At 66.2% G+C, this 22,991-nt stretch carries 21 protein-coding genes; 10 read left to right on the plus strand and 11 right to left on the minus strand.

Translation table 11 applies throughout. The features are described 5' to 3' along the window. The first annotated feature begins 666 nt into the window (after window positions 1–666). Window positions 667–3,339 carry an autotransporter outer membrane beta-barrel domain-containing protein gene (locus DYI24_RS04205; protein WP_349627732.1) on the plus strand — a complete coding sequence of 891 codons (2,673 nt, stop codon included), beginning with the start codon at window positions 667–669 and terminating at the stop codon, window positions 3,337–3,339. Window positions 3,340–3,395: 56 nt separating this feature from the next. On the opposite strand, the gene DYI24_RS04210 is transcribed toward DYI24_RS04205, so the two are convergent. The 3 genes from DYI24_RS04210 to groES form a co-directional block, all read right to left on the minus strand. Beyond that, complete coding sequence (locus tag DYI24_RS04210; protein WP_164571386.1) at window positions 3,396–4,085, minus strand: UPF0149 family protein; 690 nt, start codon at window positions 4,083–4,085, stop codon at window positions 3,396–3,398. Window positions 4,086–4,420: 335 nt separating this feature from the next. Continuing rightward, a complete protein-coding gene (gene groL, locus DYI24_RS04215; RefSeq protein WP_164571375.1) occupies window positions 4,421–6,061 on the minus strand; it encodes a chaperonin GroEL in 1,641 nt (546 codons plus the stop codon). Between the two features lie 39 nt (window positions 6,062–6,100). Continuing rightward, a complete protein-coding gene (groES, locus tag DYI24_RS04220; protein ID WP_011156705.1) occupies window positions 6,101–6,397 on the minus strand; it encodes a co-chaperone GroES in 297 nt (98 codons plus the stop codon). A 297-nt stretch (window positions 6,398–6,694) separates the two neighbouring features. On the opposite strand from groES, the gene DYI24_RS04225 reads away from it, so the two are divergent. Both DYI24_RS04225 and DYI24_RS04230 read left to right on the plus strand, forming a co-directional pair. Then, window positions 6,695–7,210 (plus strand): hypothetical protein, encoded by a 516-nt coding sequence (locus DYI24_RS04225; RefSeq protein WP_107343295.1) that lies wholly within the window; start codon window positions 6,695–6,697, stop codon window positions 7,208–7,210. A 41-nt stretch (window positions 7,211–7,251) separates the two neighbouring features. Then, complete coding sequence (locus DYI24_RS04230) at window positions 7,252–8,460, plus strand: MFS transporter (RefSeq protein WP_164571376.1); 1,209 nt, start codon at window positions 7,252–7,254, stop codon at window positions 8,458–8,460. Window positions 8,461–8,475: 15 nt separating this feature from the next. Here DYI24_RS04230 and DYI24_RS04235 read toward each other — a convergent pair whose 3' ends face one another. After that, window positions 8,476–9,267 carry a protein phosphatase CheZ gene (locus DYI24_RS04235; protein ID WP_107343297.1) on the minus strand — a complete coding sequence of 264 codons (792 nt, stop codon included), beginning with the start codon at window positions 9,265–9,267 and terminating at the stop codon, window positions 8,476–8,478. 300 nt (window positions 9,268–9,567) lie between these two features. On the opposite strand from DYI24_RS04235, the gene DYI24_RS04240 reads away from it, so the two are divergent. Then, on the plus strand, window positions 9,568–10,356 hold the full coding sequence (locus DYI24_RS04240; protein ID WP_107354507.1) for a L,D-transpeptidase: 789 nt from the start codon (window positions 9,568–9,570) through the stop codon (window positions 10,354–10,356). A gap of 83 nt (window positions 10,357–10,439) precedes the next feature. Here DYI24_RS04240 and DYI24_RS04245 read toward each other — a convergent pair whose 3' ends face one another. From DYI24_RS04245 to DYI24_RS04270, 6 genes are all read right to left on the minus strand, one after another. Then, window positions 10,440–11,297 (minus strand): DUF2076 domain-containing protein, encoded by an 858-nt coding sequence (locus DYI24_RS04245; protein ID WP_164571377.1) that lies wholly within the window; start codon window positions 11,295–11,297, stop codon window positions 10,440–10,442. 116 nt (window positions 11,298–11,413) lie between these two features. Then, window positions 11,414–12,307 (minus strand): ChbG/HpnK family deacetylase, encoded by an 894-nt coding sequence (locus DYI24_RS04250; protein ID WP_164571378.1) that lies wholly within the window; start codon window positions 12,305–12,307, stop codon window positions 11,414–11,416. Beyond that, the gene (locus tag DYI24_RS04255; protein WP_107343300.1) at window positions 12,304–13,347 is read right to left on the minus strand and encodes a glycosyltransferase family 2 protein; all 1,044 of its coding nucleotides are present in this window, start codon (window positions 13,345–13,347) and stop codon (window positions 12,304–12,306) included. Before DYI24_RS04255 ends, DYI24_RS04250 begins: the two co-directional genes overlap by 4 nt. 92 nt (window positions 13,348–13,439) lie before the next feature. Next, on the minus strand, window positions 13,440–14,417 hold the full coding sequence (gene hisG / locus DYI24_RS04260) for an ATP phosphoribosyltransferase (RefSeq protein ID WP_107354509.1): 978 nt from the start codon (window positions 14,415–14,417) through the stop codon (window positions 13,440–13,442). Further along, the gene (locus DYI24_RS04265) at window positions 14,414–15,562 is read right to left on the minus strand and encodes an ATP phosphoribosyltransferase regulatory subunit (RefSeq protein ID WP_164571379.1); all 1,149 of its coding nucleotides are present in this window, start codon (window positions 15,560–15,562) and stop codon (window positions 14,414–14,416) included. Before DYI24_RS04265 ends, hisG begins: the two co-directional genes overlap by 4 nt. 143 nt (window positions 15,563–15,705) lie before the next feature. Beyond that, on the minus strand, window positions 15,706–16,461 hold the full coding sequence (locus tag DYI24_RS04270; protein WP_164571380.1) for a 16S rRNA (uracil(1498)-N(3))-methyltransferase: 756 nt from the start codon (window positions 16,459–16,461) through the stop codon (window positions 15,706–15,708). Window positions 16,462–16,652: 191 nt separating this feature from the next. Here DYI24_RS04270 and DYI24_RS04275 point away from each other — a divergent pair, with 191 nt between their 5' ends. Both DYI24_RS04275 and ubiA read left to right on the plus strand, forming a co-directional pair. After that, entirely contained in the window at window positions 16,653–17,366 is a 714-nt protein-coding gene (locus tag DYI24_RS04275) for a hypothetical protein (protein ID WP_164571381.1), read from the plus strand. After that, window positions 17,363–18,313, plus strand: a complete 951-nt coding sequence (gene ubiA / locus DYI24_RS04280) for a 4-hydroxybenzoate octaprenyltransferase (protein ID WP_107343306.1) — start codon at window positions 17,363–17,365, stop codon at window positions 18,311–18,313. Before DYI24_RS04275 ends, ubiA begins: the two co-directional genes overlap by 4 nt. 36 nt (window positions 18,314–18,349) lie before the next feature. Here ubiA and DYI24_RS04285 read toward each other — a convergent pair whose 3' ends face one another. Then, on the minus strand, window positions 18,350–18,874 hold the full coding sequence (locus DYI24_RS04285; protein WP_107343307.1) for a DUF6101 family protein: 525 nt from the start codon (window positions 18,872–18,874) through the stop codon (window positions 18,350–18,352). Between the two features lie 298 nt (window positions 18,875–19,172). On the opposite strand from DYI24_RS04285, the gene DYI24_RS04290 reads away from it, so the two are divergent. The 4 genes from DYI24_RS04290 to DYI24_RS04305 form a co-directional block, all read left to right on the plus strand. Then, window positions 19,173–20,570, plus strand: a complete 1,398-nt coding sequence (locus tag DYI24_RS04290) for a TldD/PmbA family protein (RefSeq protein ID WP_164571382.1) — start codon at window positions 19,173–19,175, stop codon at window positions 20,568–20,570. Further along, the gene (locus DYI24_RS04295; protein WP_164571383.1) at window positions 20,557–21,372 is read left to right on the plus strand and encodes a 3'(2'),5'-bisphosphate nucleotidase CysQ; all 816 of its coding nucleotides are present in this window, start codon (window positions 20,557–20,559) and stop codon (window positions 21,370–21,372) included. Before DYI24_RS04290 ends, DYI24_RS04295 begins: the two co-directional genes overlap by 14 nt. 37 nt (window positions 21,373–21,409) lie before the next feature. After that, window positions 21,410–21,658: a DUF4170 domain-containing protein gene (locus DYI24_RS04300; protein ID WP_107343310.1), complete on the plus strand. Its 249-nt coding sequence runs from the start codon at window positions 21,410–21,412 to the stop codon at window positions 21,656–21,658. Window positions 21,659–21,727: 69 nt separating this feature from the next. Continuing rightward, window positions 21,728–22,991: 3-deoxy-D-manno-octulosonic acid transferase (locus DYI24_RS04305; RefSeq protein WP_164571384.1), on the plus strand; the 1,264-nt coding region annotated here is incomplete at its 3' end.

Raw genomic sequence — 22,991 nt, forward strand, 5'->3', positions numbered from 1 at the left:
TTCCGCTGGCGAAGGACGTCGCCGTGTTCGAAGCCGGCCTCGGCACCGCGCTCAATCCGAGCACGGCGCTCAGCGTCAACTACTCCGGCCAGGTCGGCTCCAGCATCTCCGACCACGGCGTCCGCGCGAACCTCCGCGTCACGTTCTGATCAGCAATCAAAGGCGGTGCCGTTTCCGACATTCGGCACCGCCTTCCCAACATATCGGCGACAGCAGGGCTTCGATGGGCCGGCTGGTAAATGACCCACAAGCAGATCGACTGGAGGTACTATGGCGGCTCGCGATTCTATCTGGTGGAAGGCACGGCTCGCCACTTCCCCGGCTCGCCGTCTGCTGATCTCGACCGCTCTCACGCCGCTGTTGGTCGGCGCGATGTCCAGTTGGTCCGCCGCTCAAGCCGCGTGCAGCGTCTCGGGAAACGTGATTCTGAATCAGTGTGACAATTCGCTCGTCTCCGCGACTCCGATCGCGGGTGCGTCGTCCATCACTCTCGACTCGGTGACGTCCGGCGGCATCGACGTCTATCCGTCCGGGAGCGCTACCGGTCTTGTGGACGTCACGGTCAATGTGCTCGGCGCGACTAATGTCTACCGAACCAACTACCCGGCATTCGCGTGGGAGACGAACCGGAGTAATGCCAATTTGTCAGTTTTCATCGGATCGGCTGTGACGCTGCGGTCCGACCAGGATATGGGGGCGGTCTGGCTGCGAAACACCACGTCAGGGAACCTCTCCGTCGACAACGCTGGCACCGTCATAGCCAACGGTGTGGGCCAGGATGGCATCACTCTGACGACACATGACGGCACCGTCACCCTGATCAATCGCGGTAATGTCACTTCGACGCAGGCGCGGGGGCTTTACGCCGACGGCAACTTCGGCGGCGCCACCCCGCGGACGGTCAACATCGTCAATTCCGGTTGGGTGAGCTCGGCCCTCGCTGGTGCGCGCGCGATCGCCTACAACGGCTTGGCATCGATCGAGAACTCCGGCACCGTCGAGAGCACCTATCGGCAAGGTCTCGTCGCTTGGTCGAATAGTGGCCCGGCCTCGATAACAAACAGCGGCACTGTGACCGCCAACGACGATTCCGCCCTGTTGTCGTGGTCGGAGAGCGGCGACACCACGATCGTGAACAGCGGCACCGCCATCGCGCGTGACAACACCGGCCACGCCGATCTCGGCGACGGCGGGCATCACGGCATCTATACCAAGGTCGGAACTTTCGGTCAGACGACGATCGATAACCAGCAGGGTGCGGTTGTCCAGGCGGATCAAGCCGGAATCTCCGCCAGCTCGGCGGGCGGCGGCATCACCATCACACAGTCTGGTTCGATCACGGCGGCCCAGGGCATTGTCGCCTCCACGGCGAACGGTGCTATCAACGTCAGCAATAGCGGTGCCGTCACCGCGACCGGCGTCGGCGTCAATCTCGACGGCACGACCAATTCGCTTGTCAACTCGGGCACGATCACGACGAGCTCGGCGACTGATGCGGCGATCGTCACGGGTAACGGCAACAGCACGATCAGCAATGCCGGCACGATCAGCAATTCGGGCGGAGGCGCGGCGATCAAGTTCGGCAACGGCACCAACAGGCTGGTGCTTGATGCCGCCACGTCCAACATTCAAGGCGTGGTTCAGGGAGGCACTGGCGACAACTATCTTGTTCTCAACACCGGCACGTCGGCGTCTCTGACGATGCTGTCCGTGGGCGCGACCGGGCAGTTCCGCGATTTCAACTTTATCGAGAAGACCGGCACCGGCGCGCTGACGCTGTCCGGCAACGGCGGCGGATTCACCGGATCGATGCTGATCAAAGACGGCCAGATGGTGGTCAACAGCACCAGCGCAACGTCCGCGGTCACGGTGTATAGCGGGGCGGCGCTCTCGGGGGCGGGCATCGTCGGTGCGGTCCAGATGCTGTCTGGTTCGACCATCTCTCCGGGCAATAGCCCCGGTACGTTGACGGTGACCGGCAATTATCAGCAGGCGGCGGGCTCGACCTACAATGCCGAACTGGTGCCGGGCAGCACGGTATCGGACCGGATCGCGGTCGGCGGCACCGCGACGATTGCGCCTGGCGCGATCCTGAAGCTCACCAAGTATGGCGCTGCGCCTTACGCGCTGGATGCGCGCTACACCGTGCTGACCGCCGCAGGCGGCGTCAACGGCACCTACGTCCTCACCGGCGACACCAGCGTGTCGGCGTTCTATTCGCTGATCGCCAACTACGATCCGAACAACGTCTATCTGCAGGCGGTGCAGACCCGCGGCTTCACTGAGGTGGCGCTGACCGCCAATCAGCGCGCTACCGCGGGCGTGTTGCAGGCGATGGGGAGTGGCGGCGGTCTTCGTGCCGGCGTCGCGGCGTCGCCGACCGACGCTGCGGCACGGGCGGCGTTCGATCAGCTCTCGGGTGAGGCCTTCGCATCGGCCAAGACAGCGCTGCTCGACGACAGCCGGTTCGTGCGCGAAGCGACCTCGCAGCAGGTGCAGTCCGCGCTGCGCGGTCCCGATACGGCCGTGTGGGCGCGCGCGTATGGCTCGTGGGCGAAGGCTGATGGCAATGGCAATGCCGCAGACGTGCGTCGCAATGCCGGCGGCGTGCTGTTCGGTGCCGATGGCGAATTGTTCAACGCGCTGCGGCTCGGCGTGGTCGGCGGCTATGGGTCGACCTCGATCAATCTCGACGGCGGCCGCGGTTCGGTGACGGGCGACACCTACAGTGTCGGTATCTACGGCGGCCGGGCCTGGAACGCGCTGGCGGTTAGCTTCGGCGCCAATCACGCCTGGCATAATCTGTCGTCGAGCCGCACCGTGGCGCTGACCGGCTTCTCGGATCGGCTGACCGCGGACTACAACGCTCGCACCACGCAGGTCTATGGTGACGTCGGTTACGCCGTCGAACTCGGCCGCGCTGCGCTGCAGCCGTTCGCAGGTCTTGCTTATGTCAGCCTCGACACCGCCGGCTTCACCGAGCGGGGCGGGGCGGCTGCGCTCCGCAGCGCTGGCGATAATGTCGATGCCACGTTCTCGACACTCGGCCTGCGTGCCAACGGTGCGCTGACGCTCGGCACCACCGCCGTGACGGCGAACGGCATGGTCGGCTGGCGGCACACGATGAACAGCGTGATCCCGACCGCCACGAACGCGTTTGCGACCGGCAATGCGTTCACGGTGTCGGGTCTTCCGCTGGCGAAGGACGTCGCCGTGTTCGAAGCCGGCCTCGGCACCGCGCTCAATCCGAGCACGGCGCTCAGCGTCAACTACTCCGGCCAGGTCGGCTCCAGCATCTCCGACCACGGCGTCCGCGCCAACCTGCGCGTCACGTTCTGAGCTGACAACGCGGCTGCCGGATGAGCGATCGTCCGGCGGCCGCTGCACCTCGTGCTTCAGGTCTTCCCGCAGCAGCGTTTGTACTTCTTGCCCGAGCCGCAGGGGCACGGCTCGTTGCGGCCGACTTTGCGTGCCGCTGAGGGCGGTCCCCATTCGATCTCGCGCGGCGCCGGGTCGAGAGCGATGCGCCAGCGGTTTAGCGTCAGGATCCAGCCGGCGATCTGGTCGGAGTTCGGCGCGGTGATTGCGGGGCGATCGCTGGGCGGAGTGTCCGCGTCGGCGTGCGCCTCGGCGTCGGCAATCTCGATCAGATCGAGCAGCCCGTCGAACGCGGCCGCCGTCGCTTCGTCGGCATCGTCCAGGCGGCTCCACGCCTCGGGCCGCAGGTCGGTCGCTGCCGCGAAGCCGTCGATCCAGACCTGCCACACCAATTCGCCGCTGTCGGGATCGACCGGCAGCAGCGGCTGGTAGCGCTCGGGGTGGTCCGACAGAGTTTTGGCCACGGAGTTGTAGTACTGCACGATCAGCGCGAACACCCGGTTGGCATGCGCCAGATCGGTGAACGGCGACGCCTCGTCACCGCCGGCATCGTAGACGACCGGCAGCCAGTCGCCGGGTTTGATCGGCTCGGGACACAGCAGCAGGCCGGCAACGAAGCCGTCGAGTTCCTCGACCAGCATGGCGTCCGGGCCGAGCGCTTCCAATGCGTCGTCAAGCTTGTCGAGATAATTTGCTGATTTGGCCATGGACGCGTTCGCTCGGGCGGTGGTGAGAGGGAGCACCCTCTGTAGCGCGGATCGCGCGATGGTGCGCGCTCTTGGAAGTAAATGCGCCAATCTTCGAGATCGTCATTCCCGGACGCGGGCGAAAGCTCGCGGACCCGGAATCCATAACCACCGGAGTTCAAGCTGAATCAAGAACGCATCGACGGCTGTGCTTGACCGCTAGCACAGCGAGTATGGATTCCGGGCTCGCGCTTCGCGCGCCCCGGAATGACGAACGAGAGATTGGAACTCGATAGCCGAACAAAAAAGCCCGGCGTTTCCGCCGGGCTTCATTGTCTTTGCGAAGGTCGCTGGAATTAGAAGTCCATGCCGCCCATGCCGCCGCCCGGGGGCATCGCGGGGCCGCCGGCGTTCTTCTTCGGCAGTTCGGCGATCATCGCTTCGGTGGTGATCAGCAGCGCGGCCACCGAGGCGGCGTTCTGGATCGCGGTGCGGACCACCTTGGTCGGATCGATGATGCCCTTCTTGACCAGGTCGCCGTATTCGCCCGACTGCGAGTCGAAGCCGAACGCGTACTGCTCCTTCTCGAGCACCTTGCCGACGATCACCGAGCCGTCTTCGCCGGCGTTGATGGCGATCTGACGGGCCGGGGCGGAGAGGGCGCGACGCACGATCTCGACGCCGGTCTTCTGGTCGTCGTTCTTGGTCTTGAGGCCCTTGAGCTGCTCGGAGGCGCGCAGCAGGGCGACGCCGCCGCCCGGAACGATGCCTTCCTGAACCGCAGCGCGGGTGGCGTGCATCGCGTCATCAACGCGATCCTTACGCTCCTTCACCTCGACCTCGGTCGCGCCGCCGACGCGGATCACCGCGACGCCGCCGGCGAGCTTGGCCAGACGCTCCTGCAGCTTCTCGCGGTCGTAGTCCGAGGAGGTCTCCTCGATCTGCGCCTTGATCTGCGAAACACGGGCTTCGATCTCCGGCTTCTTGCCGGCGCCGCCGACGATGGTGGTGTTCTCCTTGTCGATCACCACCTTCTTGGCGCGACCGAGCATCTTCAGCGTCACGGTCTCGAGCTTGATGCCGAGGTCTTCCGAGATCAGCTGACCGCCGGTCAGGATCGCGATGTCTTCCAGCATCGCCTTGCGACGATCGCCGAAGCCCGGCGCCTTCACGGCCGAAACCTTGAGGCCGCCGCGCAGGCGGTTGACCACCAGGGTCGCCAGCGCTTCGCCTTCGACGTCCTCGGCGATGATCAGCAGCGGCTTGCCCGACTGCACCACCGCTTCGAGCACCGGCAGCATCGACTGCAGGCCCGAGAGCTTCTTCTCGTGCAGCAGGATGTAGGCGTCGTCGAGTTCGACGGTCATCTTCTCGGCGTTGGTCACGAAGTACGGCGACAGATAGCCGCGGTCGAACTTCATGCCTTCAACGATGTCGACTTCGGTCTCGAGCGACTTGTTCTCTTCGACCGTGATGACGCCCTCGTTGCCGACCTTCTGCATCGCCTGGGCGATCATCTTGCCGATCGGCGCGTCGCCGTTGGCCGAGATGGTGCCGACCTGGGCGATTTCAGCCGAGGAGGCGACCGGCTTGGCGCGCTTCTGGATGTCCTTGACCACGGCCGCGACCGCGATCTCGATGCCGCGCTTCAGGTCCATCGGGTTCATGCCGGCCGCAACGGCCTTGGCGCCTTCACGGACGATCGCCTGAGCCAGCACGGTGGCGGTGGTGGTGCCGTCGCCGGCGAGGTCGTTGGTCTTCGAGGCCACCTCGCGCACCATCTGCGCGCCCATGTTCTCGAACTTGTCCTCGAGCTCCACTTCCTTGGCGACGGTGACGCCGTCCTTGGTGATGCGCGGGGCACCGAAGCTCTTCTCGATCAGCACGTTTCGGCCCTTCGGACCGAGCGTGACCTTCACGGCGTTGGCGAGCACGTCCACGCCGCGCAGCATGCGGTCGCGGGCCTCACCGGAAAACTTGACGTCCTTGGCTGCCATTCATTCGCTCCTGATGTCTCGATGCTGTCGCGATGCGGCTTAGCCGACCACGCCCATGATGTCCGACTCCTTCATGATCAGGAGTTCTTCGCCGTCCAGCTTGATCTCGGTGCCCGACCACTTGCCGAACAGCACGCGATCGCCGACCTTGACGTCGATCGGGGTCAGCTTGCCGGTCTCGTCACGGCCGCCCGGGCCGACGGCGATCACCTGACCTTCCTGCGGCTTCTCCTTGGCGGAGTCCGGGATGATGATGCCGCCCTTGGTCTTGGTCTCGGCATCGATCCGCTTCACGACGACGCGGTCATGGAGAGGACGAAAATTGATTTTAGCCATGGGCTATCCTGTGTGTTGCTGGAGGGGCTTTGGCGTTCGAGTGCCGGTTCGTGATCGCGGCTCGTATTCGTGTCCGCGTGTTGGCAGTCGTACTGCAAGAGTGCTAATTGTGCGCCCGGAAATATGGCCTGCTGCTGTTCCTGTCAAGCTGACGGGCTTAAGGGCTTGGTGATGCCGGTGTAAGATGCTCCGTCCGCCGGACGGGACACTGTTCATCGGCGCGACCGCATTGCCTGCTGCGGCATTTTGCGGTTGTGTGGGGTCGGGGCGAACGGGGCGTTTGCTCGGGGAGAAATCATGGTCAATTCACGCAACGCACGCGCGTCGCTCAATCTGGGCATGGCGTCGCTGATGGCGCTGGGGCTCGGCGCGTGCGGCAGCATCGGTGGCTTCAGCCTTGGCGGTTCGCAGCCGGCTGCAGTGCAGGAGCCGGCGGCGCCGCCGGAACTGCCCGCCACCATCCGCTCGGAAGAAATCGTCGGCCGCTGGGGGCTGGCGTCGTATCTCAATCCGTCCGACCGGGCCCGCACCGAAAAGGCCGCGGTCGCGCAGTGCAAGAATCCTTACGTGATCGGTGCCGGTCCGACCGGCGGCGTGATCATGCATCTGGCCGACCAGGCCACCCCGCAGGAGCTGCGGCTGAAGGGTTCGCAAAGCGGCAAGAACTATATCGGGCCGGCCGGTCCGATCGGCGAGCAGGACCGCGAGATCGTGTCGTTCGACGGCCGCGTGATGATCACCCGCTTCGTCGACAAGGACGCCGCCACCCGCTACGGCAACATGGTCTATGTCCGCTGCGCCCCGCGCGCCTGACCTCTGCCAAATATCCAGGGCCGATCTGATTCCATGACCCGATGAGCGGACTGCGCAGACTGGTGTCCGGACCGGAGCGCGCGGTCGGCGTTTTGGCGGTCACCCAGATTCTGTGCTGGGGCATGCTGATCTATCCGCCGGTCTTGACCATGCCGCATCTCGCCGCGGCGCATGGCTGGTCGCTGGCCTTCGGGATGTCCGGGTTTTCGCTGGCCCTGGTGATCTCCGGCATCCTGTCGCCGGTCATTGGCGGTCTGATCGACCGCCACGGCGGCAACGTGGTGATGGCGCCGGGAGCATTGGTCGGCGCGCTCGGCATGGTGCTGATCGCCGGCATCGACCTGTGGCCGGTGTATTTCGTCGGCTGGGCGCTGCTCGGTGTCGCTATTGCCTCGACGCTGTACGATCCGGCGTTCGCCACGCTGGCGCGGCTGTTCGGCACCACGGCCCGGCGGCAGATCACCTTCGTCACCTTCGCGGGCGGCTTCGCTTCCACCGTCGGCTGGCCGGCGACCCATCTGCTGCTCGACGCCGTCGGCTGGCGCGGCACCTATTTCGCCTTCGCGGCGGTGCTGGCCTGCGTGGTCGCGCCGCTGCATGGCTTGGTGCTGCCGCGCAAGGCCGCGCCGTCGGTCGTTGCGCCCAGCCCGAACCCGCATCTGATGCCGGCGGAGCCGCTGCGCCCGGAGGGGCGCCCGTTCGTCCTGATCGCGACCGCCTTCGCGATCTACGCCTTGATGCTGTCCGGGGTGACGTCGAACCTGCTGGCGATGTTTCAGCGCGGCGGCCTCGACGCCGGCACCGTGGTGACACTCGGCGCGCTGTTCGGCCCGTCGCAGGTCGCAGCCCGGCTCGCGGACTTCCTGCTCGCCGGCCGGACACATCCGCTCTGGATTGCGCGCGGGGCGGTGACGCTGATGGCCTGTTCGTTCGCGATGCTGGCGTTTGCCGGCCCGTCGGTGCTGGTCGCCGGGGTGTTCTGTGTGGCGTTCGGCGCCGCTAATGGCGTGATGACGATCGCGCGGGGCAGCCTGCCGCTGTTGATGTTCGGAGCGCAGGGCTATGGCCGGGTGATCGGCCGGATCGCGCGGCCTGCGCTGTTCGTGCAGGCGTCGGCCCCGTTCATCGTGGCGGCGGCGGTGGAACGGTTTTCCGACGCCACCGTGATCGAGGTCGGGATGGTGTGCGCCCTGGCGACGCTGGGATGTTTCCTGGCGCTGCAGCCGCCACGCGCCGCCGAGCGGCGCTGAGGCGGCAGCCAGCGATCAGTTGAACATCGCGTCGATGTCGTCCTGCGAGGCGTGGCCGTCTTCGCCGAGCGCACGCGGGCCGTTGAGCAGTTTGGCGTCGTCGTCGCGATTGTCGACCACCGCAGGCGCGTGCGACTTGATCTCGTCGACGCCGCCCCAGATCTCCATCATCTGCACGATGTGATGCTCGATGAACTTCATCGTGTTCATCACCTTGCTGATGCGCTGGCCGGTGAGATCCTGGAAGTTGCAGGCCTCGAAGATCGAGATCACCCGCTCCTGGATTTCTTCGCTAAGCGCCTGCTGCTGATCGGCCGAGTTGACCTTGCCGAGCGCGGTGGCGGCCTGATCGATCGCTTCCGCAGCTTCGAGAATTTGCTGCGTGGCTTCCTCGGTACCGCCGACGACCGCGCCGAGCTCGCCGTTGACCTTGGCCATCTCCTCGCCGCTAAAGCTCTTGGAGTGCAGCACGGCGATTTCGCGCTTGGTCTGATCGATCGCGTTGTGGATCAGATCGAGTTCGATCTTCAGCTTCTCGCACTGCTCGACTTGAGCCTTGTAGCTCGCCAGCAGTGCTTTGGTCTCGGCGGCTTCCGCCGCGAGCGAAGCGTCGATTTCTTTGTTGGTACCTGACTCGCCGGTGGCGGGCGCAGGATGGACGCCATTGACGATCTGGGCTCGGATCGCGCGTAGCTCCGCCATCAGGTCACGATTAGTCGGACCCGCTTCGAATTCGATCGGTGCGAGCATCGGCGCTGCGCCGAGCGTAAGTTCTTCAATGCGGAAACGCTTGCGTTGGAAGGACATCGGTCGGTTGATCCCAGTTCAAGGCACCGGCTTGTCGTAGCGGCATCTGTTTAACGGTGCGTTGCGGATCGGAACCTGCATTTTCGCTAAGTAATAGGACGAGCGAACGCACTGTTAACCATGGCGCGGCGGCATTCATCGAAAATAAACGCTGATCTCAGGAATGGGCGTTCCAGAGCGTCATGGTGAATCCGTTTGCCGCCCGCGTTTACCAAACCGATCCGGTTTTGGTTTCTGATCCGTTGCGTTCACCGCCGCAAATTCCGGCGAGTCCACGACGAAACGGTGCAGAGTACGTCGATGTTCAACAAAACTACCCTCGCGTTGCTGACCAGCGTGTCCTGTCTCGCCGCTGGCTATCATCCCGCCGTCGCTTACGAATTTTCATCGAGCCCGGAGCCGACGGTGGTCTATGCCGAGCCGCAGCCCGCCCCTCCGGCGCGGGTGCGCACCGCCTACGCCGACCGCCCGAATCTCGGCGGTGGCTTCATCGAATTCTTGTTCAGCGATGGCGCTCCGCCGCCGTCCTCGCGGTATTATCAGCGTGAGCCGGCCTATGAACAACGCCGAGAGTACATCGCGCCGACCGCTCCGCAGCTGATGCAGGAGCAGGAAGCGGCGATCGAGCCGGCCCATCCCGAGTTCGATCCGCGCTACGAAAAGCAACTTGTTGATTACCATGGCGGCGAAAAAGCCGGCACGATCGTGATCGATACCCCGAACAAGTTCCTCTACCTGGTGCAGGGCGAGGGCAAGGCGCTGCGCTACGGCGTCGGCGTCGGCCGTCCCGGATTCACCTGGTCGGGCGTGAAGACGATCACCGCCAAGCGCGAATGGCCGGCGTGGACCCCGCCGAAGGAAATGCTGGCGCGCCGTCCCGATCTGCCGCGTCACATGGAAGGCGGGCCGGCCAATCCGCTCGGCGCGCGGGCGATGTATCTCGGCTCTTCCCTGTACCGCATCCATGGCTCCAACGAGCCGTGGACGATCGGCACCAACGTCTCCTCCGGCTGCATCCGCATGCGCAACGAGGACGTCATCGACCTGTATGGCCGCGTCGGCGTTGGCACCAAGGTGGTGGTGATCTGATCGGTCGACGCCAAGACTGAGCCTGCTCACGACAACGGCCGCCCAAGGGGCGGCCGTTGCACGTCGGCGGGTGCTGGAGAGCTTTAAGCGAAGTCGCTGTCGCCGCCGCCGTCGAAATAGTCGGAGTCCATATCCATGTCGTCGCGGTCGTAGCCGGCGTCGGCGACCTGGTCGTAATCGTTGTTGTTCTGATCCGTCATGCCGTAGCGCGAGCTATCGTCGACGCCGCCGCGCTGTGAGCCGATGTCACCAAGCCCGGCCTGCTGCGCGAGGTTGCCGCCCGAGGAGTCGCTGCCGCCCCATGGGCTCTGCAGGCCGCTGCCGAGGCCGCCCTGGTCGGCGAGGCTCTGGTGCGAGCCGCCGCCCATCATGCCGCGGATGCTGGAGAGCAGCAGCGAGCCACCGACCACGCCTGCTGCAGCCGCCGCTGCGGTGCCGAGGAACGAGCCGCCGCCGCCACCTCCGCCGCCGAACGGCGATGCGCCCTGGCCGCCGAACGGGCCGCCATACTGGCCCTGCGGCTGACCATAGGGTGCCTGCTGCGGCTGTCCGTAAGGCGGCGCGGCAGATTGCTGGCCGAGCACCTGCCCGGTGTTCCAGGCCGGACGGCTGCCGGCGCCGGGCGGCGGGACGTTCGGCACCGAGCCGCGCTGCGGCGCTTGGCCTTGGCCGAAAATGGCGTCGCGCATCGAATCGAGAAAGCCGCCGCGCTCCTGCGACTGCGGGCCGTGATCGGACTCCAGTTCCTGGATGCGTTCGTGCGCCCGCTTCAGCGCTTCGTCCTGGACCAGCACGGTCTGCACCAGCCCGTAAATCGCGTTCGGTGCGATCCGCAGCCCTTGCGAAATCGCAGCGGCGGCGTCCGGGTCGCGTGGGGTGGCTTCCAGGCGGGCGAGCCGTTCGAACAGATCGTCGACAAGCTGGCGTTCCTGCGGCGTCATGATGATCTCCCTGAGCATCGCTCGAACCTGCGCCGCGGCGCTCGCCGGCGGCGATCGCAGGCGCGGGTGTCGTCAAATCTAAGGAACCTTGAGGCGGCCGTAAGTCCGGCCCTGGATTAAATTTCTGTATGCGACAAAACGGCCTGACCAGGGGCCTGGGGCGGCATCGCAGCAAGGCTGACGTTGCGTTTTGCAAGTAGTTCCGGGAAGCGGTCGCCACCGAGATACGCGTATTCGCGCGCGCGCTGATCGGTGAACGGATCGAGGCTGATCAGGATGTCGTCGACCTCGCCCGGATGGCACATCACCAGGCCGCCATCGGGCAGGCCGTCGAGGAACGAGCCCATCAGCGTGTCGAAGTCGGTTTCGCGCAGGAAGTCGTAGGCGCCAGCGAAGCCGGAATTGAACGCGATGCCGAAGCGCGCCGCGCGGCTGCGGAACGGTGCGCTGAGGGCGTCGAGCAGCAGCGGTTTGGGATTGCCGAGCCGCCGCGCCAGCGGCACGCTGCGGCCGCATTGCCGGACCCAGGCATGCGGCGCCAGCGTCTTCACCACGCCGAGGAATGCGTCGCGGACTTGCGGAAACAGCTGCACGTGCTGATGGCCGTCGATGTAGTCCGGCGGACGGCCGAACCGGTCGGTGAAGGCTTCGATCTGGGCGCTGAGTTCGGTGGCGATCACCGCGCTGTCGTGGCGGCGCAGCAGCGTGCCGCGCAGCTTGCGCCCGAGCGGCATAAACTGGCCGCCATGCAGCGGGTGATAATGCATCGTCAGCGGTGCGAACGGCGCCGTCAGGGTCGCGTGCAGCCCAATCGCAGCGTGTGGATTAGCGGCGGCGGCGTTGAGCAGTTCGGCCGCATCGTCGCGTCCGATCGCCGGACCGACCATCATCACCGAGGTGGCGTTGATGCGGCCGCGTTCGATCAGATCGCGGATCGCGCGATTAACCCCGGGGCTGATGCCGTAATCGTCGGCGACCAGCCAGATCCGGCGCTGGCCAGCTTCGCTCATTCTGCGGCGGACCGCTTGGCCGGATCCCCGGCATCGGTGTCGGCCCGCTTCACGCTGTGCTCGGCCACGAAGTAGATCGGCCGCGCTTTCATCTCCGACAGGATCTTGCCGATATACTCGCCGACGATGCCGATCATCAGCAGCTGAACACCGCCGATCGTCATCATCCCGACGATGATTGACGGATAGCCCGGCACCGACTTGCCGTCGATCCAGGTCTCCCACAGGATCGACAGGCCGAACAGGAACGCGCTGATCGCCAGAACCACGCCGAGCAGGCTGGCGATCCGCAGCGGCGCCACCGAGAACGACGTCAGCCCTTCGATCGACAGTCCGATCAGCCGCGCAGTCGAGAACGTCGAAAAGCCGTGCGAGCGCGGCTCAGGCTCGTAATCGACCCGCTTCTGGCGGAAGCCGATCCAGCTCGCCAGGCCCTTGAAGAAGCGGTTGCGTTCGGGAAGCTGCCGCAGCGCCTGGGCGGCGCGCGGCGACAGCAGGCGGAAATCGCCGGCGTCTTCCGGGATCTTCTGCCGTGCGCCCCAATTGATCAACGCATAAAAGCCGCGCACCGCGGTACGGCGCAGCGCCGGCTCGTTGTCGCGATGCGCCTTGGCCGTATAGACGACGTCGAAGCCGTCTTCGATCCAATGCCCCACCAGCGTCTCGACCAGTTCCGGGGCGTGCTGGCCGTCGCCGTCCATGAACAGCACGGCGCCACGGCTGGCGTGGTCGAGCCCCGCCATCAGCGCGGCTTCCTTGCCGAAATTGCGCGACAGCGACACCACCTGCACGTCGAGCATGGTGGCCGGCAGATTGCGGGCGATGCTCAGCGTCGCATCCGAGCTGCCGTCGTCGACATACACCACTTCGCAGGCGAGGCCGTAGCGCTGGCGCAGCGTTGCGGCCAGCGTGATCAGCCGGCCGTGCAGCGCTTGCAGGCCGCCGGCTTCGTTGAAGGCCGGCACCACGATGGACAGGCCCAGCGCCGCGGCGCTACCCGCTTCGGTGGACAGACCCGAGACGTCACTCCCAAGCATCATCGATCGACTTCCGGCTTGCACGCGGCCTTGTTTGTCTCGTGACTATATGGTGGTTCCACCCGCCGGCGCCACCGGCGCCGGTCTGCTCGGCGTTATTGCGGCAGGAACGCCGCAAGCTTGCTGAACAGCGGGTTTTCCTTGTCGAACACGTAGTCCAGCGCCGCCACCGACACGGTGTCTGCGCCATGCTGCCGCAGGAAGCTGCCGAGCGCGTAAATCTGCGCCGGCGGACAGTGCAGCGTCAGCATCCCCGACGAGGTCGGACCGCCGAACGGCGACACCACGCCGAACCGGCTGTGCGCCTCGGCGAGCAGCGCGTCGTTGCAGCCTTTGAACCGGGTACGGACTTCCTTGTACTTGCCGGCGCGGGCCCGCGAGGCGATGTGATCGAGGATCACGCGCGCGGTTTCGCGCGCAGCGTCCGACCAGTCGGCTTCGCGCGAGGCGACGAGGTTGGCCTGGCTGCGCAGCATCACGCCGTCGTCGAGCACCTTGAGGCCGTTGGCGGCCAGCGTCGCGCCGGTGGTGGTGATGTCGACGATCATCTCGGCGGTGCCGACCGCGGGCGCCCCCTCGGTGGCGCCGGCGCTCTCGACGATCCGGTAGTCGACGACGTTGTGCTGGGCGAAGAAGCCGCGCGTCAGATTGATGTACTTGGTCGCAACCCGCATCCGCCGGTTGTGCTGGGCGCGGAAGCCGGTGGTGACGTCGTCGAGATCGGCCATGGTGCGGACGTCGATCCACGCCTGCGGCACCGCCACCACGACGTTGGCATAGCCGAAGCCGAGCCCGTCGATCAGCAGCACGCGCTTGTCGGCATCGGTGATGCTCTCGCGCACCAGATCCTCGCCGGTGACGCCGAAATGCACCGAGCCGCGGGCGAGGTTGGCGGCGATCTCGCTCGCCGACAGATACGCGACCTCGACATTGTCGAGGCCGGCGATCGTGCCGCGATAGTCGCGGGCGCCGCCGGGCTTACTCAGCGTCAGCCCGGCGCGGGCGAAGAACGCTTCGGCGTTTTCCTGCAGGCGGCCCTTGGACGGGACCGCGAGAACGAACGGCGCGCTCATGCGGCACCTCCGGCGCTGGTCTGTTTCATCGCCTCGATCCAGATCGAGAAGCCGACCGCGGGGATCGGCGAGGCTGCGCCGAGCTGGCTCATCAGCCCGTCATAGCGGCCGCCGGCGACCAGCGGCTCGTCGCCATTGCCGGCATGGTGCAGCTCGAATTCGAAGCCGGTGTAGTAATCGACGCCGCGGCCGAACGCGGTGGAGAACCGCACCTTCGACAGATCGATGCCGCGGCCGGCCATGAAGCCGATCCGCGCTTCGAACTGGTCGATCGCTGCGTCGATCGACAGCTTGGCGTCGGCGGCGAGTGCGCGCAGCGCCTTCAGCGCATCGTTCGGCGCGCCGGCGATCGCCAGGAAGCGCTTGATCTTGTCGAGCGCATCGCGCGGCAGCGCGCCGCTCTTCAGAGTCGATTGTTCGAGGAAGCGGTCGGCGATTTCCGCCACCGAGCGGCCGCCGAGCGTGGTGGCGCCGGCGATCGACATCAGGTCGGTGACCAGCGCCAGCGCCGCCTTGCGGTCGGAGCCGGCGAGCGCGGCGAGCACGCCTTCGTATTCGTTGCTGGTCGAGGGCGCGAGAGTTAGCCGCTCCAGGTCCTGCGCCAGGCTGGCCTTGCGATGAAAATCCTTCATCAGCCGGCGCCGCCACACCGGCATCAGGTCGAGCGCATCGATCAGCGCGGCGAACAGCGCGACGTCGCCGGTGCGGACTTCGACCGCGCTGACCCCGAGCGCCGTGGTGGCGCCGAGCGCCAGCGCCAGCATCTCGGCATCGGCCGCGGCGCGATCCTGGCGGCCGAACGACTCGATCCCGGCCTGCAGGAATTCACTCGGCTTGCCGCCACGCTGGCGGAACACCGGGCCAAGATAGCAGAACCCCTCCGGCTCTCCCGCGGCCTTGGAGGCGAGGTAGTCGCGTGCCACCGGGATCGTCAGGTCCGGGCGCAGGCACAGTTCCTCGCCGGTGGCGTCGGTGGTCAGGTACAGGCTTTTGCGGATGTCCTCGCCCGACAGGTCAAGGAACGGTTCGGCGGGCTGCAGGATCGGCGGCGTGGCCTGGGCATAGCCGGCCTCCGCGAAGGATTGCAGCAGCGCCTCCGCCCACGCGGCGGATCCGGTCGCGCGAGTGGCGGCGGTCTTTGTCATGATCGGTCAGTCCTGCGGTCCCGGGCAGGGAGGGTGAAACAGAAAACGCTAGTCGGCGCAGCCCTTAACACGGGTGAATGACAGATTCGACCGTCATCGGCCGGGCGGCGGGTGAGGCGGGGGCGCCAATGGTCGAATATTACCTAATTACCCTTCCAATCGCCCATCACCGCCTGAACTAGAGTCAGGGCGGCGACTGCTGCAGTGTCGGCCCGCATGATCCGCGGTCCGAGCGCCAGGCGCAGGATGCTGGGCTGTTTCAGGAGCAGGGCGCGCTCTTCGGTGGAAAACCCGCCCTCGGGCCCCACCAGCAGGTCGACGCCGTTCGCCGCCGCATCCCGCGCGCCCTGAAGCGCGGCGACCGGATCGGCGATTTCGGCGTCTTCGTCGCAGAACACCAGCAGCCGTTCGCCGCCGGCCCGACCGGCCAGGAACCGGTCGAGCCCGATCGGTTCGTTGACCTCCGCCAGGCTCAGGATACCGCATTGCTCGGCGGCCTCGATCACGTTGGCGCGCATCCGGTCGGTGTTCAGGCGGTGCACCTGGGTGTGCTGTGTGAGCACGGGCTGCAGCCGGCCGGCGCCCATTTCCACAGCCTTTTGAGCCATATAGTCGAGCCTGGCGTGCTTCAGCGGGGCGAACACATAGGCGACATCGGGCAGGCGGTCCTGCGGCCGGGTCTGCTCCGCCACTTCCAGCGCTTCCGGCCGCTTGCGGCCCGCGATGGTGGCGCGCCACTCGCCGTCGCGGCCGTTGAAGGCCAGCACCGCGGCGCCGGCACCGAGCCGCAGCACATTGCCGAGATAATTGCTCTGGTCGCGCTCGAGCGGCACCTGCGCACCGGGCGCGAGGGCGGCATCGACGAAAAGGCGGGGGCTGCGGAAGTCGTATCGGCTCATCGGCTGGGTCTCACGCGCCGCTTCTAACCCAATTTTTCAAGAATATCAGCCGCCTGTAGGGCGAAGCGCCGCGCTACCGCCCCAATCGGCGGGTTGTTAAGGGCGATCCGGAATCGTAAAAGGCCCCAACGTCGTTTTTCGACGCGTCATCGGGCCAACGGGGACCATCGAACCTTGCCGGAGGAGCAGCCTTGATCATCCGACGTTTGATTGTACCGGCGTTAGCCGCCGCATTTGCCGTTCAAGCCGTCCCGGCGCTGGCCCAGGGCGCGTTCCCGGCGCCGTTGCCGAACCAGTCTTCATCTTCCTCGGCCTTTCCTGCGCCGCTGCCGAACCAGTCGTCGTCATCGCCGGCTGCATCGAGCAACAATTCGGTGTTTCCGCCGGTGAACAGCTCGGGCGGATCGTTCCCGGCCGCGGGCGCAGCTCCGATCGCCGGTGGCGGCGGGGCGTTCGGTCCGCCTCCCGGCGCCGCTCCGATGGGGCAGCAGGCCGGCGGCGAAGCCTGCATGAACGACTTCCTCAAGCTGCGGAAAGAAGCCGAGAAGCGCGGCCAGGCGATCCAAGCCGCCGGCAAGCGCAAGGCGCCGGCCTCCGAGGCCTGCAAGCTGATCGGCGCGTTCTCCAGCTCCGAAACGGCGATGATCAAATACGTCGTCAGCAACTCAAAGCGCTGCGGCATCCCGGACGACATCGCCGAGCAGCTCAAGACCGGCCACAAGCGCACCGAGCAGATGCAGAAGCAGGTCTGCAGCATCGCCGAGCAGCAGCAGCGCGGGCCGGCGGGTCCGAGCTTCGCCGACGTGCTCGGTTCCTCCAGCGCCACGCCTGAGGCCAACACCTCCGCCAAGAAGTTCGGCGGCACCACCTTCGATACCCTCAACGGCAACGTGCTGGCGCGATGAGCGGAATTCCGGCCAGCGGCGCGGCCGGGCGGGTCGCCGATTCCACGGGCAATTGGGTCGATAACCATGCGCCGCTGTGGACGCGGCCTTATCTGAGGCTGGCGCGGTTCGATCGTCCGATCGGCTCCTGGCTGCTGCTGATGCCTTGCTTGTGGTCCGCGGCGCTTGCCGCCGGCATGGCCCACGACCTCAGCCGCCTGCCGCTGTTCTGCGCACTGTTCTTCATCGGCTCGTTCGTGATGCGCGGCGCCGGCTGCACCTGGAACGACATCACCGACCGCGATCTCGACGACAAGGTCGAACGCACCCGGTCGCGGCCGATCCCGGCCGGGCAGGTCACCGCCAAGCAGGCCGCCGTGTTCATGGTGCTGCTGTGCCTGATCGGCCTCGTCGTGCTGCTGCAATTCAACAGTTTCGCGATTCTCACCGGCATCGCGTCGCTGATCATCGTCGCGGCCTATCCGTTCATGAAGCGGATCACCTACTGGCCGCAATTCGTGCTCGGCCTCGCGTTCTCATGGGGCGCGCTGATGGGCTTTGCCGGCACGTTCGAGCGGCTCGATCTGGTCGCGTTCGCGCTGTACGCCGGCTCGATCTCTTGGGTGATCGGCTACGACACGATCTATGCGCATCAGGATGCCGAAGACGATCTCATGGTTGGTATCAAGTCGACCGCACTGCTGTTCGGCGAGAATACCAAGCTGGCACTTGTGCTGCTGTTCGGTCTGGCGGTGAGCCTGATCGGCGTGGCGCTGAAGCTTGCCGATGCCGGCTGGTTCGCCTGGATCGGCCTTGCCGCGTTCGCGGCGCATCTGGTGCAGCAGATCGTGCGGGTCGATATTCACGACAGCCCGCTGTGCCTGAAGCTGTTCAAGTCGAACCGCGACGCCGGCCTGCTGCTGTTCGGCGGCCTGGTGGCCGACGCCGTCTCGCGCACGATGGCGTGAGGCCGGGCAAGCCCGGCGCTCTCATCCGATTTCCGATTAGTTGCGCGCGATGATCTCGCGTTCGCCGCCGAAGCACTTCGGCGCGTCGAGCAGGCGGCCGACCCGTCGGCGCATCAGGAAGCGCGGACGACGCTTGCTGATCACGTGATGACGGCGGCGGCGCTGCGCGGGTTCGCGCTGCTTGTCTTCGGGCAGCTGCGGCAGTCCGAAGATTTCACTCCAGAGCGCCCACATGCGTTCGATCTCCTCGGGATCGTCGCTGATCCCGAGCGGGATCGACAGCGACGGATCGCGGTGCACCAGCATCAGCATGCGGCCGTCGTCGAGACCTCGGCAGCCGATGCCGCGGAAGTCGCTGACGCTGACGTTCACCGCCATTCTCATGCCGGCGACGGCGCGGCGTAGCACCACCCGCTCGCGGTGTAGTTCGATTTGCCGGATGCCACCGTCGGCCCGCACATCGTGCGCGTCGAAGCGGATCGGCAGTGAGAGAGGGTCGAGCCGCAAGTCGCGGCTCGACCCGGCGAGGTTAGCCCCGCCTGTTGCTGTTTGACGCCTCACGGCTTTGATCTCCCCGCCGGAATTATGTTCCCGGTCGATGTGTGAGAGCTTGCCAGAGCCCGGTCCGAATTCGCTTAATAAGGCTGGTTAATCGAAACTGACCCCGGCTGCTTCGCCGCTCATGATTGACAGAACCTTGGCCAGCATGATTGACGCAATCTTGCACCGGCGCCGGCAATGAATTGTTCCGGCTGGGAGCAAAGTGCTTGAAGTCCGCGCCGAACAGGCACATCTGTGATGTACACAGCGCGCGTCCGCTGCTCCCGCGTCGTTACTTCCAGCCTTAGGAATTGTATTTGTGAACTCTTCACCAAGCGCACGTTCGTCGGCTTCCTCCTCTGTGGATTCCGCTTTGTTCGATCAGTCGGCGCTGAGCGATTTGGCACAACGGCTGGTCGAGGCGGCGCGGCGCGCCGGCGCCGATCAGGCCGATGCGGTGGCGGTCCGCGGGGTGTCACACGGCGTCGAAGTGCGCGACGGGCGTATGCAAGAATCCGAGCGTTCGGAAGGTGACGATGTCGGCCTCCGGGTGATCGTCGGTCGCCGTCAGGCGGTGGTCTCGACCAACGACATCAGCGGGGACGCGGTCACCAAGCTGGCCGAGCGCGCGGTGGCGATGGCCCGCGTCGCGCCGGACGACAAATATGTCGGCCTCGCCGATCCGGATCTGCTGGCGCGCGATTTTCCCGAGCTCGATTTGCTCGATCCGAACACGCCCTCGACCGCCGAACTGGAGCAGCGCGCCCGCGCCGCGGAGGCCGCAGGGCTCGCAGTTCCCGGCATCACCAAATCGGGCGGTGCCTCGGCGTCGTCGGGGATCGGCGGCATGGTGCTGGTGACGTCGACCGGTTTCCAAGGCTCGTTCCTGCGCTCCAGCCACAGCATCTCGATGACCGCGATCGCGGGCGAGGGCACCGGGATGGAACGCGACTATGAATATACGACCGCGCCGCATGCCGCGGACCTGATGTCGCCGGAGGAGGTCGGGCGTGTTGCCGGTGAACGCACCGCTGCACGGGTCGGGCCGCGCAAGGTCGAGACCTGCAAGGTGCCGGTGGTGTTCGATCCGCGCGTCGCCGGCTCGCTGGTCGGCCATCTGGTCGGTGCCGCGAATGGCGCGTCGATCGCGCGCAAGACCTCGTTCCTGAAGGATCGTCTCGGCCAGAAGCTGTTCAAGGACGGTATCCGCATTGTCGATGATCCGCTGCGCAAGCGCGGCCTGCGCTCGCAGGCGTTCGATGCCGAAGGCGTTGCGGTGAAGCCGCTGTCGATCGTTGACGACGGCGTGCTGACGTCGTGGCTTTTGGATTGCGCCACCGCGCGCGAACTCGGCCTCACCACCACCGGCCACGCGCATCGTGGCGTATCGTCGTCGCCGTCGCCGGGACCGTACAATCTGCATCTCGAAGCCGGGCCGCTCAGCCCGGCCGAACTAATCGGCGACATCAAGCAAGGCTTCTACGTCACCGACCTGATCGGCTCCGGCGTCAACGGTGTCACCGGCGACTACAGCCGCGGCGCTGCCGGGTTCTGGATCGAAAATGGCCAGCGCACCTACGCGGTCAGCGAAGTCACCATCGCCGGACACCTGATCGACATGTACAAGACGTTGACGCCGGCCAGCGACCTGACCTTCCGCTACGTCGTCAACGCGCCGACGCTGCGGATCGAGGGGCTGACGATTGCCGGACGCTAATCCAGATACGCGAAACATTGAAACATCTGAGAGCGACGCAGCGCTGCTCGCCGCCACCGTGCGCGAGGCCGGCGCCGTGGCGCTGTCGATGTTCCGCACCGAGCTGCGGACCTGGACCAAGGGCGCGTCCTCGCCGGTGTCGGAAGCCGATATCGCCGTCGACGAGCTGATTCGACAGCGGCTGCAGGACGCCACGCCGCACTACGGCTGGTTGTCGGAGGAAAGCGCCGACGATCTCACACGGCTCGACAAGGATTGGGTGTGGATCGTCGATCCGATCGACGGCACCCGTGCCTATCTGGCCGGTCGGGAGGATTGGTGCGTTTCGGTTGCGCTGATCGCGAACGCCAAGCCGATGCTGGCCGCGGTGTTCGCGCCGGTATCCGGTGAGTTCTTCTTTGCCACACGTGGCGCAGGTGCGTCGCTCAACGGCGGGCCGCTGCACGCCAGCGTCGGCACCACGCTGGAAGGCGCCAAGGTCGCCGGCCCGAAACCGCTGATCGAACGGCTGGCCTTGCCATCGACCGCGCACATCCTGCCGCGGATCGGCTCGCTGGCGCTGCGGCTGTGCCGCGTTGCTGATCGTCAGGTCGACGTTGCGTTCGCCGGAGGGCAGAGCCGCGATTGGGACCTTGCCGCGGCCGATTTGATCGTGCACGAAGCGGATGGTACAATGACAACTCTCGCGGGCGAGACCATCGTCTACAACCGTCCCGAGGTCACACATGGCGTGCTGGTGGCTGCGGGGCGCGAACGTCATGCTCACATCGTCGAGCATTTTCGCGTTTCTCCGCGAGGCTGAGCGCGCGCATGACTGTTCGCCGCAATGAGGAAGTTTGATGTCGGACAATGCGCAGCAATTGCTCCACCTCGTAATCGGGGGAGAATTGACGGACCTCGAGAACGTGACGTTTCGCGATCTCGACAAGGTCGACGTCGTCGGGGTGTACCCGAACTACGCAACGGCCTATGCGGCATGGAAGGCCCGGGCGCATCAGACGGTCGATAATGCGCACATGCGGTACTTCATCGTTCATCTGCATCGCTTGCTCGATCCAGAAAAAGAAGCCCGGTCCGCGCAGCACTGATCGCGCGGGACTGACGATGCTGCTCGGCGATGATGCGCGTCACCTTCGCGGTGACAGACGGGGCCGTTGATGGTTGATCCGGTGCCGATGACGCTCCGCGTCTATCGCAAGCTGACCGCTGCTGCGGCGCCGCTGGCGTCGCTGTGGATCGGCCGGCGGCTGAAGCAGGACAAGGAAGATCCGGCGCGGGTCGGCGAGCGTCGCGGTCTCAGCAATGATACACGGCCGCGCGGGCCGGTGGTGTGGATCCACGGCGCCAGCGTCGGTGAGGTTCTGGCTGCGGCCGGACTGATCGAACGGCTGCGCGCGCTCAACCTGCGCATCCTGCTCACCTCGGGCACGCTGACGTCGGCTCAGGTGGTGGCCAGCCGGTTTCCGCCGGACATCATCCACCAGTTCATTCCTTACGACGCGCCGCGCTTCGTGGATCGCTTCCTCGATCACTGGCGTCCGAGTCTGGCGCTGTTCATCGAATCCGATCTGTGGCCGAACCTGATCCTCGCTGCCTCGGCGCGGCGGGTGCCGATGGTGCTGATCAACGGCCGGATGTCGCAGCGCTCGTTCCCGCGCTGGCAGCGCGCGTCCGCAACCATCGGCGCGCTGCTCGGCCGGTTCGATATTTGTCTGGCGCAGTCGCGGGTCGATGCCGAACGCTTCAGCGCGCTGGGCAGCCCGAGCGTGATCACCACCGGCAACCTGAAGATGGACGTGGCGCCGCCGCCGGCCGATCCGGGCCGGCTGGAGCGGTTGCTCGCGGTCACCCGCGGCCGTCCGGTGATCGTCGCCGCCTCGACCCACCCGGGCGAGGAAGAATTGCTGGTGGAAGCGCATCGCCGGCTGTCGGCGAGTTTCCCGACGCTGCTGACCGTGATCGTGCCGCGGCATCCGCATCGCGGCGAGCAGGTCGCCGGCCTGGTCGAGGCCGCAGGGCTGCCGGTGGCGCTGCGCTCGCGCGAGCAGCAGCCGATGGCCGCGACCGCGATCTACGTCGCCGACACCATGGGCGAACTCGGGCTGTTCTATCGGCTGGCGCCGATCGTGTTCATGGGCGGCTCGCTGATCGAGCATGGCGGCCAGAATCCGATCGAGGCGGTCAAGCTGGGCGCCGCGATCGTGCATGGCCCGCACGTCTCAAACTTCACCGAAGTCTATCGCGCGCTCGACGATGAAGGCGGCGCGTTCGCCGTGCCCGACGTCGACGCGCTGGTGCTGCGGATCTCGTCACTGCTGTCGAACCATGACGCGCGGCAGATCTCGATCACCGCGGCCACCAAGGTGGTCGACCGCCTCGGCGGCGCGCTCGACCGCACCATCGCGGCGCTCGAGCCCTACC

Source organism: Rhodopseudomonas sp. BR0C11 (genome assembly GCF_010820945.1).
Taxonomy (GTDB): Bacteria; Pseudomonadota; Alphaproteobacteria; order Rhizobiales; family Xanthobacteraceae; genus Rhodopseudomonas; species Rhodopseudomonas palustris_H.

Excerpts from the sequence above, each read along its gene's own strand:
- DYI24_RS04210 (WP_164571386.1), bottom strand. The coding sequence starts at position 4,085 with ATGGCCAAATCAGCAAATTATCTCGACAAGCTTGACGACGCATTGGAA.
- groL (WP_164571375.1), bottom strand. The coding sequence starts at position 6,061 with ATGGCAGCCAAGGACGTCAAGTTTTCCGGTGAGGCCCGCGACCGCATG.
- groES (WP_011156705.1), bottom strand. The coding sequence starts at position 6,397 with ATGGCTAAAATCAATTTTCGTCCTCTCCATGACCGCGTCGTCGTGAAG.
- DYI24_RS04225 (WP_107343295.1), top strand. The coding sequence starts at position 6,695 with ATGGTCAATTCACGCAACGCACGCGCGTCGCTCAATCTGGGCATGGCG.
- DYI24_RS04230 (WP_164571376.1), top strand. The coding sequence starts at position 7,252 with ATGAGCGGACTGCGCAGACTGGTGTCCGGACCGGAGCGCGCGGTCGGC.
- DYI24_RS04235 (WP_107343297.1), bottom strand. The coding sequence starts at position 9,267 with ATGTCCTTCCAACGCAAGCGTTTCCGCATTGAAGAACTTACGCTCGGC.
- DYI24_RS04240 (WP_107354507.1), top strand. The coding sequence starts at position 9,568 with ATGTTCAACAAAACTACCCTCGCGTTGCTGACCAGCGTGTCCTGTCTC.
- DYI24_RS04245 (WP_164571377.1), bottom strand. The coding sequence starts at position 11,297 with ATGACGCCGCAGGAACGCCAGCTTGTCGACGATCTGTTCGAACGGCTC.
- DYI24_RS04250 (WP_164571378.1), bottom strand. The coding sequence starts at position 12,307 with ATGAGCGAAGCTGGCCAGCGCCGGATCTGGCTGGTCGCCGACGATTAC.
- DYI24_RS04255 (WP_107343300.1), bottom strand. The coding sequence starts at position 13,347 with ATGATGCTTGGGAGTGACGTCTCGGGTCTGTCCACCGAAGCGGGTAGC.
- hisG (WP_107354509.1), bottom strand. The coding sequence starts at position 14,417 with ATGAGCGCGCCGTTCGTTCTCGCGGTCCCGTCCAAGGGCCGCCTGCAG.
- DYI24_RS04265 (WP_164571379.1), bottom strand. The coding sequence starts at position 15,562 with ATGACAAAGACCGCCGCCACTCGCGCGACCGGATCCGCCGCGTGGGCG.
- DYI24_RS04270 (WP_164571380.1), bottom strand. The coding sequence starts at position 16,461 with ATGAGCCGATACGACTTCCGCAGCCCCCGCCTTTTCGTCGATGCCGCC.
- ubiA (WP_107343306.1), top strand. The coding sequence starts at position 17,363 with ATGAGCGGAATTCCGGCCAGCGGCGCGGCCGGGCGGGTCGCCGATTCC.
- DYI24_RS04300 (WP_107343310.1), top strand. The coding sequence starts at position 21,410 with ATGTCGGACAATGCGCAGCAATTGCTCCACCTCGTAATCGGGGGAGAA.